The sequence below is a fragment of the Pseudarthrobacter phenanthrenivorans genome, from assembly GCF_000813845.1.
GTDB lineage: Bacteria > Actinomycetota > Actinomycetes > Actinomycetales > Micrococcaceae > Arthrobacter > Arthrobacter phenanthrenivorans_B.
Window position 1 is genome coordinate 1 of the sequence record NZ_JWTB01000017.1, and the last position, 15,216, is coordinate 15,216.

General features: G+C 67.2%; 13 protein-coding genes, 1 tRNA gene, 2 pseudogenes and 1 riboswitch. Of the genes and pseudogenes, 11 read left to right on the top strand and 5 right to left on the bottom strand.

Annotated features, from left to right (window positions below):
* Positions 1-157 (top strand): annotated as a pseudogene (locus RM50_RS20650) (bifunctional D-altronate/D-mannonate dehydratase); the annotation flags it as partial.
* A gap of 12 nt (positions 158-169) precedes the next feature.
* Positions 170-2,449: pseudogene (locus RM50_RS08985) on the top strand (gluconokinase, GntK/IdnK-type).
* A 91-nt stretch (positions 2,450-2,540) separates the two neighbouring features.
* On the opposite strand, the gene RM50_RS08990 reads toward RM50_RS08985, so the two are convergent.
* On the bottom strand, positions 2,541-3,158 hold the full coding sequence (locus RM50_RS08990; protein ID WP_052260093.1) for a Rho termination factor N-terminal domain-containing protein: 618 nt from the start codon (positions 3,156-3,158) through the stop codon (positions 2,541-2,543).
* A gap of 215 nt (positions 3,159-3,373) precedes the next feature.
* Between RM50_RS08990 and RM50_RS08995 the strand changes: the two genes are divergently transcribed.
* Both RM50_RS08995 and RM50_RS09000 read left to right on the top strand, forming a co-directional pair.
* The gene (locus RM50_RS08995) at positions 3,374-4,105 is read left to right on the top strand and encodes a hypothetical protein (RefSeq protein WP_240471925.1); all 732 of its coding nucleotides are present in this window, start codon (positions 3,374-3,376) and stop codon (positions 4,103-4,105) included.
* 33 nt (positions 4,106-4,138) lie between these two features.
* Complete coding sequence (locus tag RM50_RS09000; RefSeq protein ID WP_043451987.1) at positions 4,139-4,675, top strand: GNAT family N-acetyltransferase; 537 nt, start codon at positions 4,139-4,141, stop codon at positions 4,673-4,675.
* A 114-nt stretch (positions 4,676-4,789) separates the two neighbouring features.
* Here RM50_RS09000 and RM50_RS09005 read toward each other — a convergent pair.
* Positions 4,790-4,879, bottom strand: a tRNA-Ser gene (locus RM50_RS09005).
* 108 nt (positions 4,880-4,987) lie between these two features.
* On the opposite strand from RM50_RS09005, the gene RM50_RS09010 reads away from it, so the two are divergent.
* The 4 genes from RM50_RS09010 to RM50_RS09025 all read left to right on the top strand — a co-directional run bounded on the left by RM50_RS09010 (position 4,988) and on the right by RM50_RS09025 (position 9,396).
* Complete coding sequence (locus RM50_RS09010; RefSeq protein WP_043451989.1) at positions 4,988-6,655, top strand: HNH endonuclease signature motif containing protein; 1,668 nt, start codon at positions 4,988-4,990, stop codon at positions 6,653-6,655.
* A 216-nt stretch (positions 6,656-6,871) separates the two neighbouring features.
* Positions 6,872-7,912 carry a zinc-dependent alcohol dehydrogenase gene (locus RM50_RS09015; RefSeq protein WP_043451992.1) on the top strand — a complete coding sequence of 347 codons (1,041 nt, stop codon included), beginning with the start codon at positions 6,872-6,874 and terminating at the stop codon, positions 7,910-7,912.
* Positions 7,913-7,915: 3 nt separating this feature from the next.
* Positions 7,916-8,311 (top strand): 6-pyruvoyl trahydropterin synthase family protein, encoded by a 396-nt coding sequence (locus RM50_RS09020; RefSeq protein WP_043451993.1) that lies wholly within the window; start codon positions 7,916-7,918, stop codon positions 8,309-8,311.
* A 2-nt stretch (positions 8,312-8,313) separates the two neighbouring features.
* Positions 8,314-9,396: a glycosyltransferase family 4 protein gene (locus RM50_RS09025; protein WP_082007025.1), complete on the top strand. Its 1,083-nt coding sequence runs from the start codon at positions 8,314-8,316 to the stop codon at positions 9,394-9,396.
* Between the two features lie 51 nt (positions 9,397-9,447).
* Here RM50_RS09025 and RM50_RS09030 read toward each other — a convergent pair whose 3' ends face one another.
* The gene (locus tag RM50_RS09030; protein ID WP_043451996.1) at positions 9,448-9,954 is read right to left on the bottom strand and encodes a nucleoside deaminase; all 507 of its coding nucleotides are present in this window, start codon (positions 9,952-9,954) and stop codon (positions 9,448-9,450) included.
* Positions 9,955-10,010: 56 nt separating this feature from the next.
* Between RM50_RS09030 and RM50_RS09035 the strand changes: the two genes are divergently transcribed.
* The 3 genes from RM50_RS09035 to RM50_RS09045 are packed head-to-tail and all read left to right on the top strand — an operon-like array spanning position 10,011 to position 11,896.
* A complete protein-coding gene (locus RM50_RS09035; RefSeq protein WP_043451998.1) occupies positions 10,011-10,814 on the top strand; it encodes a phosphatase PAP2 family protein in 804 nt (267 codons plus the stop codon).
* Between the two features lie 12 nt (positions 10,815-10,826).
* Positions 10,827-11,462 (top strand): uracil phosphoribosyltransferase, encoded by a 636-nt coding sequence (gene upp, locus RM50_RS09040; RefSeq protein WP_043451999.1) that lies wholly within the window; start codon positions 10,827-10,829, stop codon positions 11,460-11,462.
* A 44-nt stretch (positions 11,463-11,506) separates the two neighbouring features.
* Positions 11,507-11,896: a glyoxalase superfamily protein gene (locus RM50_RS09045; RefSeq protein ID WP_043452002.1), complete on the top strand. Its 390-nt coding sequence runs from the start codon at positions 11,507-11,509 to the stop codon at positions 11,894-11,896.
* 71 nt (positions 11,897-11,967) lie between these two features.
* On the opposite strand, the gene RM50_RS20860 is transcribed toward RM50_RS09045, so the two are convergent.
* Both RM50_RS20860 and RM50_RS09055 read right to left on the bottom strand, forming a co-directional pair.
* Entirely contained in the window at positions 11,968-12,678 is a 711-nt protein-coding gene (locus RM50_RS20860; protein WP_043452004.1) for a hypothetical protein, read from the bottom strand.
* A 5-nt stretch (positions 12,679-12,683) separates the two neighbouring features.
* Positions 12,684-12,844, bottom strand: a riboswitch (cyclic di-AMP (ydaO/yuaA leader).
* A gap of 140 nt (positions 12,845-12,984) precedes the next feature.
* Positions 12,985-15,216: an ArnT family glycosyltransferase gene (locus RM50_RS09055; RefSeq protein ID WP_052260095.1), complete on the bottom strand. Its 2,232-nt coding sequence runs from the start codon at positions 15,214-15,216 to the stop codon at positions 12,985-12,987.

A 15,216-nucleotide genomic window follows, 5' to 3' on the forward strand; every position in this document is an offset into this window, starting at 1 on the left:
CGAGCAGTCCATGACGTTCGTGGACGGGTACCTGCACCCCGGTGACAAGCCGGGTATCGGCGTCGAATTCAACGAGGAAGCCGCCGCGGCCTACCCCTACCAGCAGGCCTACCTGCCCTACAACCGCCTGGTCGACGGCACCGTCCACGACTGGTAAGGAAGCACCCGCATGAACAAGATCCGAATCGTCGTGATGGGCGTCTCCGGCTGCGGCAAGACCACCATCGGCGACCTCGTCGCCCGCAAACTCGGCGTCCCGTTCCTGGACGGCGACTCCCTCCACCCTGTAGAGAACGTCGCCAAAATGGCCGCCGGGACGCCCTTAACGGACGAGGACCGCTGGCCCTGGCTGGCAACGGTGGGATCTGAACTGGCTGCTGCCGGGGACGGCGGACTGGTCCTGGCCTGCTCCGCGTTGCGCCGCAGCTACCGCGACGCCATCCGCGCCCAGGCGCCGGACACCATCTTCCTGCACCTGAACGGCAGCCGGGAGGTCCTCAAGGCACGAACCGAAGGCCGCACCGGCCACTTCATGCCACCAGCCCTGCTCGACTCCCAGCTCGCCACCCTCGAACCACTCCAGGAAGACGAGCGCGGCGTGGTGGTGGACATCGCCGCGCCCGTCGCCGACGTGGTGGCCCAGGCACTCAAGGGGATCGCCGGCGTCGTACCTCCAGCCAAGGATGCGTCCGGCACCCGGCCGCGGCAGTTCGACGTCGACCTCACGGCAGCGCCGTTCAACCTCGACGCCGGGGCGATCGCCTGGGTGGAAGGCACCCTCGGTGCCATGACGCTCGAGGAAAAGATCGGGCAGCTCTTCATCAACCACAACAACGACTACTCGCCCGGGTACCTCGACGGGGTGTTGGAGAACTACCACGTGGGCGGCATGCGGTACCGCCCGGGTCCATCCGCTGCCGTCCAGGAACACATCCGCTACGCACAGTCCAAAACGCGGATCCCGTTGCTGATTGCGTCCAACCCGGAAATGGGCGGAGCCGGCAGCTGCGATGACGGCACGTTCGTGTCCACGCACCTGCAGGCAGGCTCCCACCCGGACAAGACCATCGCCCGGCAGATGGGGCAGGTGGCCGGAGTGGAGACCGCGGCCCTGGGGTGCAACTGGGCGTTCGCGCCAATCGTGGACATCCACTACAACTGGCGGAACACCGTCATCTCCACGCGTTCCTTCGGGAACACCCCGGAAATCGTGGTGGAGCGTGCCAAGGAATACTTCGACGGCATCAGCGAATCGCCTACGGCCTGCGCCATGAAGCACTTCCCGGGCGACGGCATCGACGAGCGCGACTAGCACGTCGTCACGTCTTACAACACCCTCTCTTATGAGGAGTGGAACCGGACGTACGGGCATGTGTACCGGGAGATGATTGCGCACGGCGTGCAGTCCATTATGGTGGGGCACATCGGGGCGCCCGAGGTCTCCCGGCACTTCCGGCCCGGGATTGCCGACGCGGAGATCCTGCCGGCCACCCTGTCTCCGGAACTGCTGCAGGACCTGCTGCGCGGTGAGCTTGGCTTCAATGGGCTGGTGCTGACGGATGCCTCACAGATGGTGGGCCTGACCCAGGCGAAGAAGCGCAAGGACCTGGTGCCGGCTACGATCGCTGCTGGCTGCGACATGTTCCTGTTCTTCCGGAACCCCGCTGAGGACTTCCAGTACATGCTGGACGGCTACAAGTCCGGAGTCATCACCGAGCAACGGCTGCACGACGCCCTGCGGCGGATCCTCGGTTTGAAGGCGTCGCTGGGCCTGCACCTCAAGCCTGCTGACCAGCTGGTGCCTCCTCCCGGAGCACTTGCGGTCATTGGATCCGCCGAGCACCGGGCCATTGCCGCTGGGATTGCGGACAAGACCGTCACGCTGGTCAAGGACACCGCGGGAAACCTGCCCATCACTCCGGCCACGCATCCGCGGATCCGTTTGTACGGGATTTCCGGTGGCGCCGACTTCACCCGCGCCGACCCGCTGGCCTACCTGGACGTAGTCAAGGAGGAGCTGGAAGCCGCCGGTTTCGAGGTGCACCTGTTCCGGACTGCTGAGCAGCGTGAGGCAGCAGGGGAGGCCGGGATGAACTTCATGCGGGTCCTGGCCGAGGAAGCCACCGGGGACTACGCGGAGAAGTACGACGCCGCCTTCGTGTTCGCCAACGTCAAGGGCTTTGCGCAGGAGGCAGCCATCCGGATCAAGTGGTCATCACCCATGGCGGCCGAGGTTCCCTGGTACGCCACGGAGGTGCCCACGGTGTTTGTATCCCTTAACCAGCCGAACCATTTGATCGATGTGCCCATGGTCAGGACTGCCATCCACGCCCATGCCGGGACGCGCGAAGCCATCCGGGCTGCGGTGGAGAAGATCCAGGGTAAATCGGCATTCCAGGGCACGTTCAACGAGAACGTGTTTTGCGGGTCGTTCGACACCCGGCTCTAGGGACAGACCGAAGGAGGCGCCACCGCAACCGCGGTGGCGCCTCCCTCGTTGTGCCCGGATTCCTGAGGCTCTGCAGAGCCTTCGGGAAGGCTCAGGCGTCCTCGCGGTCCGGGTTTTCAAGCCGGAAGAAGTTGGACTGGGATCCGTCGGTCCGCTGTTCCTGGTAGATGAAATTCAGGCGGCGTTCATCAAAGGTCTTGAACCATTCCTCCCAGCTGACTTCGCGCAGGTTGGTGTCCTTGTCCCTGAAGTCGATGCGGAGGACGCCCAGATGGTCGCCATGTTCAGTGCCGTCAACTGTGGCCGGAACGCCACCGCGTTCTTCCGCCCACTGCCGGATGACTTCATGGTGGGTGGTTGCCAGGCTGCGGCCTTCGCGTTCGGGCTCCTCCTCGGTGGAGGTGATTTCCTGCGAGTACTTCAAAGATTTGGACGAGTCATCGCCGTACCGAATCTTGCCGCCGTCGGGGCCTGCGCCGAGGTCTTCGCCGTCTTCCCCATCGGAGCCTGCATCGTCACGGCCGCGGTCGCCGCCGTCCTGGCGGGCCTTGGCCACTTCTTTGACCAGCTCCTCCTTACGGAGGCCAGATGCGCCGCTGATGTGCTCCTCCCTGGCCTCCTGGCGGAGCTCGTCCACCTTCATGTTGCGCAGCTCAGTCTCACTGACGTCGGGCGTATTCGGTGTCTGGTTACCCGGCTTTTCACTCATGGCTTGTCCTCCTTTTGCAGAACGGTTCGGCCGAACCAACAAATAATAAGGCTACTTACTTTCTAGTCCGGGGACCGGCCTTGAGTCAAGGGCGGGCGGGTGGTGCGGTGCGCAGGTTTGCCGTGCTCCATGGGGCTTTGGACTCTGGGGCAGATGGCAGTCCGGTTTGTAGGCTCCCAGGAGACCGGACTTCAAGGAGGTGTGCCGTGGGCAGAATGATGCCGGAGGTGCCGGGGCTTGGTGCGCCTGGGCTGCGTTCCCCGGGCGCCGCCCGCCCTGGCCGACGGTTCGCGGGATTTCTGGGTCTTGCTGCCGCAGCCGGAATCCTTACCCATGCTGTGTTGCCGCGCATGCTGGGGGAGTGGGGTGCAACGGACGCCGAAAAGGTTATGCCCCTGCCCGGGGACGAACTGGTTCCCGACGCCGATGAAATCCAGACAATGGCCGTCACCGTCCCTGGCCGGCCGGAGGACGTGTGGCCATGGCTCGTGCAAATGGGCGTGGACCGCGCAGGCCTGTACTCCTACACGTGGGTGGAAAACGGGTTGCTCCATCTGGGAGTCACCAACGCGGACCGCATCCATCCCGAGTGGCAGGACCTGACGGTGGGCGACATTATTGCCTTTACCCCGGAGGGATATCCCGGTGGGCGGCAGGGACCGCGCGTAGTGGACCTGGAACCGGGCCGGCACCTGGTCCTGGACTCCAGCCCGGGCGCGCCGCCGGGGACGGTGACCGGGACCTGGCAGTTCGTCCTCCGTCCCGTCGACGGCTCAGCCACACGGCTGCTCCTGAGGACCCGCTATGGTTCCCGGCGCCCCACCAGTCTCCGCGTCACCGATTTCATTCTTCGGCCCGCTTACCTGGTCATGGACCGGGCCATGCTGCTGGGCATCAGGAAGCGAGCCGGTATGCAGGGGCCGGGCACGCCGTCGCCGGCCCCTTAGCGGGCCACGCTGCTACCCGCGTAGTCTGGCCCAGTGGACTTCTCCTGTGAACTTTCAGAGGGTATTTTCCTTCGTCCTGTCCAGAAGTCCGATGCAGCGCCACTGGCAGCGGCTTTCCAGGCCAACCGGTCCTACCTTGCTCCTTGGGAGCCCGTCCGTCCGGAGAGTTTTTATACGGTGCAGGGCCAGCGGGACGTGATCGGCAGGCGGCTGGCCGAGCTTCACGCCGGCACGGCACTGCCCCTGGTGCTGGCAGGAGATGCAGGCATTGTGGGGCTGCTGAACCTCAGCTCAATCGTGCGCGGCGCGTTCCAGAATGCCCATCTGGGCTACTGGATCGCCCACTCCTACCAAGGGAGAGGGCTGATGACGGCGGCCGTAGCTGCCGTCACGCAACTCGCGAAAGTCAATGTGGGGCTTCACCGGCTCGAGGCCGCAACCCTGGTGCACAACACCGCGTCCCAGCGGGTGCTGGAGAAGAACGGTTTCGAGGCGTACGGCACCGCCCGCGCCTACCTGAGGATAGCCGGCCAATGGCAGGACCACCGGATATACCAGCGGATCCTCTAGGGCCGGGGGGCCTGTGTCGGAAAAAGGCAGCCCTGGTGTTCTGATTCCCCAGCGGAGATGGCAAATAAAAGGCCCCCGTTCCTTTGAATTCAAAAGAACCGGGGCCTTTCTGCGTGGCGGTGACGGTGGGATTTGAACCCACGTTGGCTTTTACACCAAACAACATTTCGAGTGTTGCACCTTCGGCCGCTCGGACACGTCACCAACCTCAATAGGGTACCGGAGCATGGCCTGCATCCCCAAAACGGCCTGCGGCGAATGCTCGCGCCGCGTCCGATCCTCATTGTCGGACCCCCTTGTCATGATGGGTTTATGGGGACAGCGGCGGTGGTGAAGGCGTTTGGGGAGATCCGGGCGGCCCTTGCTGTGTTGAATGCTGAGCTGGATGGGGCGGGGTTGGTGCCGTTTTCTGCGGCCGATCCGCTGGCTGGGTTGGCGGATGGGTGCCTGGACATTTTGGCCGGGACCCGGGAGGTTGAAGCCGGGTTCGCGGCGTTGAAGGCGAAGGCTGCGGTGAAGTACACGGAGGCTGCTTGTGCTGTTGCGGGCCCGGATGTGCCGCTGGTGGCGCAGGAGATGGCGGTCGCGGCCGAGATCGGGTGCGTGCTGGCGCTGGGGCCGCGGGCGGCGTCCTCGTTCCTGGCGACCTCGCACGCCGTTGTTTCCTCATTGCCGCGGACCTTTGCGGGGCTGCAGGCCGGCTCCCTGTCGTGGCAGCACGCGGTGGTGATGGCGGACGAGACAGCGTGTCTTGATGCCGCGGGGGCGGCGGCGTTGGAAGCGCATTTCCTGGACCCCGATGTACCGGATGGTGCGCGGGGGTGCCCGGCGGGGGAGTTGCCGGCGCACCGGTTCCGGGTCAAGGCGCGGACGTGGCGGGAACGCCACCATGCGGAGTCGATTGAGAAGCGGCACGCCAAAGGGGTGGTGGAGCGGCGGGTGGAGTTCCGGCCGGACCGGGACGGAATGGCCTGGCTGTCTGCGTGCCTGCCCGCGGACCAGGCGCTTGCCGGGTGGAACCGGCTCACCGCCGTCGCCCGGTCCCTGCAGGGCCCGGACGAGCACCGGACCCTGACCCAGCTCCGCGCGGACCTGTTCGCGTCCGCTGTACTGGGCGGCTGCACACCAGACCGCACGGACGCCCACGGGACGGCAGGCGGCGCGAACGCCCACATGACGGCAGCCAGCACGGGCGTCAGCGGGGCTCCCGCCGGCAGGGATGCCAGGACGACTTCCACCGGCACGGATGCTTCCCCCGCCACGGCCTGTGGCGCCCGGGCCCGCCACAGCGACAGCAGCGGCGAGGGAGACTGCCTTACAGCTGCCGGAAGCGTTGAAGAAACAGATGTCCCGCCGACATCAATAAGGGCGCAGGTGCTGGTCACCGTTCCCGTGTTCTCGTTGCTGGGCCTGACCGATGAACCGGCGATGCTGGACGGGTACGGGCCCATCCCGCCGTCAATGGCCCGGGAACTGGTGGCTTCCGGTGCCGAGTCGTTCCACCGGGTGTTGGTGGACCCCCGGGACGGGGCGCCGCTGGAGATCGGCAGGACCAGCTACCGCCTCACGAAAGCCATGCGGGCCTGGCTAAGGATGCGGGACGCCAAATGCCCGTTCCCCGGCTGCAGCAACCACTCCCTCGACAACGAGGCCGACCACCTCCTCGCCTGGGCCAACGGCGGCACCACCGGGATCAGCAACCTGGGACAACCCTGCCCCAAACACCACAAACTACGCCACACCACCGGCTGGAAACCCACCCCCGCGACTAAGAACGAACCACCCGGCTGGACCTCACCCACAGGCCGGCACTACGCCAGCGAACACCAGGACTGGGAACCACCAAGCTGGCCTCCCGGACTGGCGCTTGAACCACGGCTGCCGGAATGGAGCGTGGCCGGCTGCGTCGACGTGGTCAGGCTGGGTTTCTCCCCGGGCGAGCAATGGCTTGGGAGGATCCTTCACCCGCCCTCTGCATGAAGGCCCCGGAAGGCCCCGGGCCAATCCGCCTCCGGGTTTCGCGCCCTGTGCCAAACGGGATTCAATCCCCAAGGCCCTTACAGCCCGTGCCCAGCCCCCAACCCGGATGCCCTCACGGATGCCCACCCACACCGAAGGGCCACCGCCACGCAAAAGTTCGCCACGCGCCGTCGGACTTTCGCCGTCCCCGCACGTCCGGCTAGATTCATCAGCAAGATGACAAATTCACAGAATCCGATCCACGCCACCGCATACTGGACCACTGCCAAGGAACACGGCGAGCTCAGGGCCGAGGAGGTCCCCGCACCAGGGCCGGGCGAGGCCCTGGTCCGTGCGTTGTACTCGGGGATCAGCAAGGGCACGGAGATGGTGGTCCACGCAGGGGCCGTGCCTCCCCGGGTAGCGGAGGCGATGCGGGCTCCGCATCAGGAAGGGCAGTTTCCCGGGCCCGTAAAGTTCGGTTACCTCTCGGTGGGAGTCGTGGAGGACGGACCCGCGGAATGGAAAGGCCAGCGCGTCTTTTGCCTGAACCCGCACCAGGACGTCTACGTGGTTCCCGTGGACTCCCTGACCAGGATCCCCGACGACGTCCCGTCGCGCCGTGCCGTCCTCACCGGCACCGTGGAAACCGCCGTCAACGCGCTCTGGGAAGCCGGGCCGCGGCTGGGGGACCGGGTCGCCGTCGTGGGCGCCGGCCTGGTGGGCGGCATGGTGGCTACCCTGCTGGCCAAATTCCCGCTGCAGCGGCTGCAGCTGGTGGACCTCGATCCTGGCAGGAAACAGCTCGCAGACACGCTGGGAGTGGACTTTGCGCACCCGGACAGCGCGCTGGCCGACTGCGACATCGTGTTCCACTGCTCTGCATCCCAGGAAGGCCTGGAACGCAGCCTGCAGCTCGTGGGCGATGAAGGCGACGTCATCGAGATGTCCTGGTACGCCAACCGCGAGGTCACCGTCCCGCTGGGAGAGGACTTCCACGCCAGGCGCCTCTCCATCCGGGCAAGCCAGGTGGGCACAGTGGCCCGGGCCCGCCGCCACCGCCGGACCACCGCGGACCGCCTCGACCTCGCCGTATCGCTGCTCAAGGACCCCGTCTTCGACGCGTTCCTGACCGGATCGTCCCGGTTCGAGGACCTGCCGGACGTGGTCCAACGCCTGGCGGACGGCAGCCTGGCCGCCCTTTGCCACGTGGTGGAGTACCCCGCCACCCGTCCCGCAGCCAGCCCAGCCACCCCTAACCCGGAAAACTTGAGGTAACCCATGTTCAGCCTGACCGTCCGCCGCCACTTCATGATCGCCCACAGCCTTCCCCGGGAAGCCTTTGGTCCAGCCCAGGGACTGCACGGGGCAACCTTTGTGGCCGAAGTGGCCTTCCGCCGTCGCGCACTGAACGACGACGCGATCGTCCTGGACATCGGCGCCGCCGGCACCATCATCGAGGAAGTGCTCGCCGGCCTGAACTACCGCAACCTGGACGAACACCCCGATTTCAAGGACAAGCTCAGCACCACCGAAGCCCTTGCCGAGTACGTCGCCCAGCAGGTGGCGGCCCGGATCAAGGACACCAACGACGGCCCCGAGCTCGCAGGAATCGAGGTCACCCTGCGCGAGAATCCGGACGCCTGGGCCACCTATTCCCTGGACCTCACCGCCTAGCCATGCGCTCCATCCGGCTGCTGGTCCCCGGCAACATCCACCACAGCTCCGGCGGGAATGTCTACAACGCGCGCCTGGTGGCCGGCCTCCAGGCGCATGGCGCCGAGGTTGAGGTCGTCGCCGTTGAGGGACGCTGGCCACAAGCCAGTGCCGGGGAACGACGACGGCTGGGCAGCCTTCTTGGCGCGTGGGAACCGGAGGCGGTTCCCGGGCAGGCAGTGGTCATCGTGGACGGGCTGGTGGCGGTGGGTGCCCCTGATGAACTGGAACTCGCGGCAAAAGCGGGCCAGGACATATGGGTCCTGGTGCATATGCCAGTGCCGGAAAGCTCCGGAACCGCAGCTCTGACCGGCGAAGCCCGCGCACTCCGGGCAGCAACCGGGGTGGTCTGCACCAGTACCTGGGCCGCTTCGAAGCTCACGGGCCGCGGACTTCCCCAGGCCGAAGTCGCCCTTCCCGGCGTTACTTCCGCGGCACAGGCGAAAGGTTCCGTTCCCCCGCACTTCATTGTTGTGGCGGCGCTGCTGCCGAACAAAGACCAGCTGCTCGCCGTCGGGGCCCTGGCCCAGGTGCAGGAGATCCCGTGGACTGCGTCCTTCGTGGGCTCGGACCAGGCGGACCCGGACTACGCGCAGGAGGTCCGTGCCGCCATCGCGGCCCACGGGCTGGAAGAGAGGGTCCAACTCACCGGGGAACTCACCGGCGACCCCCTGGAAGCCGAATGGGCGCGCGCAAACCTCAGCTTCCTCGTTTCCCGGCAGGAGGCCTTCGGCATGGCTGTTACCGAATCCCTGGCCCACGGTGTCCCGGTCCTGGTCCGCGAAGGGACAGGTGCGGTGGAGGCTCTTTCCTTGGCCAGCCTGGTGCCGGCCGACGGCGGACCGCGGCTTCCCGGCGCGGCACTGCCCCTTCCCGAAGGAGGGCCGGAGAGCCCGGGACGGCTGGCCGCCGTCCTCCGCCGCTGGCTTGAGGATCCAGGAATAAGGGAGGCGTGGCATGCAGCTGCCCTGAAGGCCCGGCCACGGCTGCCGGACTGGAACAGCACCGCGCAGCAGGTCCTGGCCATGCTGGGGGAGCGCGACTGACGGGAGCGCGGGAAACGCCGCCTGTCGGAGCCCCACAGGCGTCACCGCAACTTAGATCGCGCCGCGGTGCCCCGCGAAGAACTCGCGCAGCAACGCACCGCACTCCTCCCCGCGGACGCCCGGGTACACCTCAACCCAGTGATTGAGCCGCCGTTCGCGGAGGATATCGAACACGGAGCCGGCAGCGCCCGCCTTCTCGTCCCAGGCCCCGAAGACCACCCGCGGGATGCGGGCCAGCACAATCGCGCCGGCACACATGGCGCAGGGTTCCAGGGTGACCACCAACGTGCAGTCGGACAACCGCCAGCCGTCACCGGCGCCGCCCTCCCTCCGGGCCAATGCCTGCAACTGCCGCGCCGCCTCCCGGATGGCCACCACCTCGGCGTGGGCAGTGGGGTCGCCCAGCTCCTCGCGCTGGTTGCGGCCGGAACCCAGCACGCCGCCGTCGGGCCCGATTACCACAGCACCGATCGGCACGTCCTCCGTGGTCAGCGCCCGCCGGGCCTCCGCAAGGGCAAGGCCCATCCAGGCGTCGTGTTTCTTTTCCGGCAAGGGCATGGCTCAATGATAGTTTCGGGGGATATTCAGGTTACTTACCGACGCCGGGAGGCACCATGGACACTCTTCGGGACCGCATAAGTATTTGGTTCAAACCGTACGCGGCACTGGTCCTCACGATCCTGGTGGGCGGCGTCATCATTGTGTCGCTGGCGCTGCTCGGTGCGGAGGTCTACGACAATGTGGTGGACTCAGCCGGCCTCGCTAACCTGGACAAGCCCGCGCTGGCCTTCGCCGAAAGCCTGCGGAGCCCAGGCCTCGATGCCTTCGTCACCGGCTTCACCAATATCGGCGGCGGCGTCGGCATGCCCATCCTGGCCAGCATCCTCACCGCCTGGCTGACCTTCCTTAGCCGGAACTGGCGGCCGTTGGTCCTTATCGGCGGGGCAGCAGCGGCCTCGGTCACGGCCACCACGTTCGGCAAGAAGCTGGTGGGCCGCACCCGCCCGGACCACGCCGACGCCGTTCCCCCGTACGAGGACTCGCCGTCCTTCCCCAGCGGCCACACCCTGAACACCACCGTGGTCATCAGCCTGGTGGTGTACCTCATCTGCCTTCAGTTCCACACCATGCGGGTCCGCGTCGCTGCCATCACGGGCGGCACCATCTTCATCATTGCCATGGGATTGAGCCGCGTTTTCCTGGGGCACCACTGGCTGACCGATGTCATGGCAGGGTGGCTGCTGGGCCTTACCTGGGTTGGTGTGGTGATTATGGCCCACCGGCTGTTCCACCTGGTCCGCAGGCGGGAGCATGCCGGCGCCGCGCCGTCGTTCGACCGTCCGATCGTGCGCGATGTGGTCGCCGAGGAAGTGCACGAGCACGGAGGCTCCGGGCCCGGGAAGGGCAGCGCCGGATGATAGTTTTGGGGGATGCGTACTCTCGTTGTTGACCACCCCCTGGTCGCCCACAAGCTCACCGTCCTGCGGGACAAGAACACACCGTCCCCTGTCTTCCGGCAGCTGACGGAAGAGCTGGTGACCCTGCTGGCCTATGAGGCCACCCGGGAAGTCCGCACCGAGCCCGTCACCATCGAAACGCCCGTCAGCACAACCATCGGCACCGCGTTCACCAAACCCACCCCGCTGGTTGTCCCGATCCTCCGTGCCGGCCTGGGAATGCTGGAAGGCATGACCAAGCTGGTCCCCACCGCTGAGGTGGGCTTCCTGGGCATGGCCCGGGACGAGGAAACGCTGGACATCATAACCTATGCGGAGCGCCTCCCGGAGGACCTCACCGGCCGCCAGGTCTTCGTCCTGGACCCCATGCTGGCTACCGGCGGCACGCTGCGCGAGGCCATCAAGTTCCTGTTCAAGCGCGGCGCGTCGGACGTCACCTGCATCTGCCTGCTCGCGGCGCCGGAGGGCCTGGCCAGGCTGGAGGAGGAGCTGTCCGGGGCCAACGTGCACATTGTCCTGGCCTCCATCGACGAGAAGCTCAACGAGAAGTCCTACATCGTTCCGGGCCTGGGCGACGCCGGCGACCGCCTCTACGGCATCGCAGGGTAAGGTCCACCCTTTTTCAGCCGGCCTCCTGCCGCTAGCCTGAGCGGATGGACTGGAAACTCGAACTCGTTTTTGTCCCCGTATCCGACGTCGACCGGGCCAAGGACTTCTACGTCAATAAGGTCGGTTTCAACGCCGATTATGACGAGCGTCCCTCGGATTCAATCCGCTTCGTGCAGTTGACGCCGCCCGGTTCGGCCTGCTCCATCTGCATCGGCGAAGGACTCACGGACGCCCCGCCCGGCACCGGATCCAACCTCCAGATGGTGGTCAGCGACATCAAGGCCGCCCACGACTTCCTGAAGAACAACGGCGTGGACGTCAGCGACATCGACGTGCAGGACTGGGGCCACTTCGTCCATTTCGCCGATCCCGACGGCAACAGGTGGTCTGTCCAGTACATCCCATGGCGCAATGAGGGCCAGGCCAGCCCTTAAAGCAAACCGCGGGCCGCATCACGTGATGCGGCCCGCGTCTTGCGCCGGTTCCCCTCTGCGGGGTGCCGTGCCTAGTACCAGTTGTGAGCCAAGTGGAAGTTCAGGGCACCGCAGGGCGACTGGTAGCTCTTCTTGATGTAGTCCAGGCCCCAGTTGATCTGCGTGCGGTAATTGGTGAGGTAGTCCGCACCGGCGCTCGCCATCTTCTCCGCGGGAAGGGACTGGACGATCCCGTAGGCGCCGCTGCTGGCGTTGGTGGCGGTGGTGGTCCAGTCCGATTCCTTGGTCCAGAGCGTCTGCAGGCACTGCATCTGGTCCGGGCCCCAGCCAAAGGAGGCCAGCTGGCCGGCGGCGTACGCCTGGGCGCCGGCCGGGTCGTTAATTGCGACGGCGGGAGCCGGCTCGGGTGCCTTGGCGGGTTCGGGTGCCGGGGCGGGTGCGGGGGCTGCCGGCGCCGGTGCGGGCGCTGCCGGGGCGGGTTCCGCTGCCTGGGGCGCGACCGTGATTGCTGCCGGGGCGGGGCCGGCCGCCGGGTTGGAACGGATCTCGCTCTTCTCGATGCTCATTTGGGAGTCGGCCGCTGCCGTGGAAGAGTTGGAGCCGGTGGATGACACTGGGGTCAGGCCGCTGGTGGCCTGGCCTGCAGCGCCTACGCCCACCAGCACCGCGCACGATGCTGCGAGGATTCCCGCGCGCTGGCCCAGGGTGGTTTTCTTGGCCTGCTTGGCGGCCCGGTGTTTAGCCTTGGCCTGCAGGCGTGCTTCTGCCGTGTTTTTGGACATGATTGATCGCCTCTCACACCTGCGGAGTTAGCTGTCGGGTTCGGATGAGGGCATCCGGCCATACGGAAAGAACACGTACTGGCTTAACCCCAAGGGCATTCATTGCCCGGGACGGTGGGTCCCCCGCCTCTGCCGTAGCTCAATCGGGATCCGGGGAAGCGGCAGAGCTTGGCGTCAACCCGGGATATGCGGCCCGAACGGGGACCGCACCCAATCGACGGTACAGGAAGGATACGAAAAAGTCACATTTAGGTAACGGAAGTCACGGTGGCAGCGAGTCGAATTGCGCACCGGTTCAGGTTTGGCTCAGCCGCCAAGCAGGTAGACGGTGGTGCCGCCGATGCTCCGTGCGGTGAAGTTTTCCGCTACCCACTGGGCAATCCGGGCGGCGGCGTCTGAGCCTGTGCTGGACCGGGTGGTTCCGCCCGCAATGAAGTAGTGGATCTTCCCCTGCGACACCAGCTCCTGGAACTGCTCAAGGGTGGGGGAGGGGTCGGTCCCGTTGAAGCCGCCGACTGCCATCACAGGCAGTTCCGTTGCCAATTGGTAACCGGCAGCATTGTTGGAGCCCACCACCGCCGCCGCCCAGGTGTACCCCGCTGCACCGTCTTTCAATGCTGCCACCAGGTCTGATGACGGGGTGGGGGCGCCAAGAAGGCCACCCATGGCGCCGCCTGCACCGCCGCCACGGCCGCCGGCCACACCAGCTCCGCCGGGGCCTTGTCCGGCCTGGCCGGGTCCTGCCTGGCCCGCCCCGGACTGGCCGGGTCCTGCCTGCCCGGAGCCGACCTGGTTTTGTCCGGTTCGGCCGCCGAACTGCCGGGTATTGCCGCCCGTGCCGGGCCCACCGGTCCTGTTGGCACCGGAGCCGCCGGGGCCGGCAAATGCTGTCGCCGGCCCGGCGCTGACAATGGCCCCGCTGTGTGCCGTTGCCGCCGTGGAGATGGAGAACGCCAGAGGTCCGGCGAGCGACGCCGCAATGGCGAGCGCCGCCGTCGCACGCTGCACCGCCGTCGTCCACCGCCCCGCTGCGGTCCGCTGCACCGCTGTCGTCCAGTGCACCGCTGTCGTCCACTGCACCGCCGTCGTCCACTGCATGGAGCGCAGGCGAAGGAACCTGCTCAGTCCAACTCCTGCCGCGGCCGCCAGGCCTGCTGCCAGGACCAGCCAGCGGAACCAGGGACCATAGGCGGTGGTGGTACCGAGCAGCTGGAACGCCATAACTACTGCCGCGGCCGTAGCTGAAGCCACTGCCACGGCCGCGGCCGGCTGGTGCCGGTGCTGCCACAGGAGAACCCCGCCCAACCCGGCAAGCCCGGCTATCCCGGGCGCCAGTGCCACCGCGTAGTAAGGGTGGATGATGCCGGACATGAAGCTGAACACCAGGCCGGTCACCAGCACCCACGAGCCCCAGACGATGACGCTGCCGCGCACCATGTCCGTCCGCGGGGCCCGCCGGCCCACCCAGAGAAGGCCCGCGGCCAGGATCAGGGCGGATGGCAGAAGCCATGCGATCTGGCCGCCGAACTCGCTGTTGAACATCCGCAGCAGCCCGGGAACACCCCAGCCGTTGCCGCCACCCACGCTGCCCGTCTCGTCGCCGGTCAGCCGGCCAAGGCCGTTGTAGCCCAGCGTCAGCTCCAGGATGGAGTTGTCCTGCGAGCCGCCGATGTAGGGGCGCATGCCGGCAGGTGTCAGCTCCACCGCAAGGAGCCACCATCCGGCCGAAGCCGCCATCGCGGCGCCGGCGGCAGCCAGCCACAGCAGCCGCCGCCCCATCCTGCCGCGGCCCGCCGCCAGGACCGCCAGGGCAAAGCCGGGAACCACCAGCAGCACCTGCAACTGCTTGGCCAGGAAACCCAAGCCCAGGAACACCCCCGCCAGCAGGAGCCACCGCAGCCGGTCCTCCTGGATGGCCCGGAGGACCGCGTAGCCTGCCGCTGTCATGAGCAGCACCAGCAGGGCGTCCGGGTTGTTGAACCGGAACATCAGGGTGGCCACCGGGGTGAGGGCAAGGACGGCGGCGGCCAGCAGCCCGGCCCGGTGCGCGAGCCTTGCGTCACCGGTGGCCGGGGCTGCCGCCCGCCGGACGGCGAGGTAGAGCAGCCACGCCGCGCCGACCCCCATCAACGCTTCGGGCACCAGGATGCTCCAGGAATTCAGCCCGAAGAGCCGGACGGACAATCCCGTGATCCACAGCGACGCCGGCGGCTTGTCCACCGTGATGGAGTTGGCCGCATCGGATGAACCGAAGAACCAGGCCGTCCAGTCCTGCGATCCGGCCTGGGCCGCCGCCGAGTAGAACGCATTCGCCCAGCCGGACGCCCCCAGGTTCCAGAGGTACAGCGCTGCGGTGCCCGCGAGGACGGCAGCCAGTTCCAGCCGCTGCAGCCCGGCTGGCCAGGCCCGCCGCGCTGCAGGGACGTCCTGTGCCGTGCCCGGAGCGGGGGAAGCTGTTCCGGCTGCCCGGTCGGGACGGGACGGCGCAAAGCCGGTAGCGATGCGTCGGTACGTGGTGCTGGTGAATCGGCCGGCCAT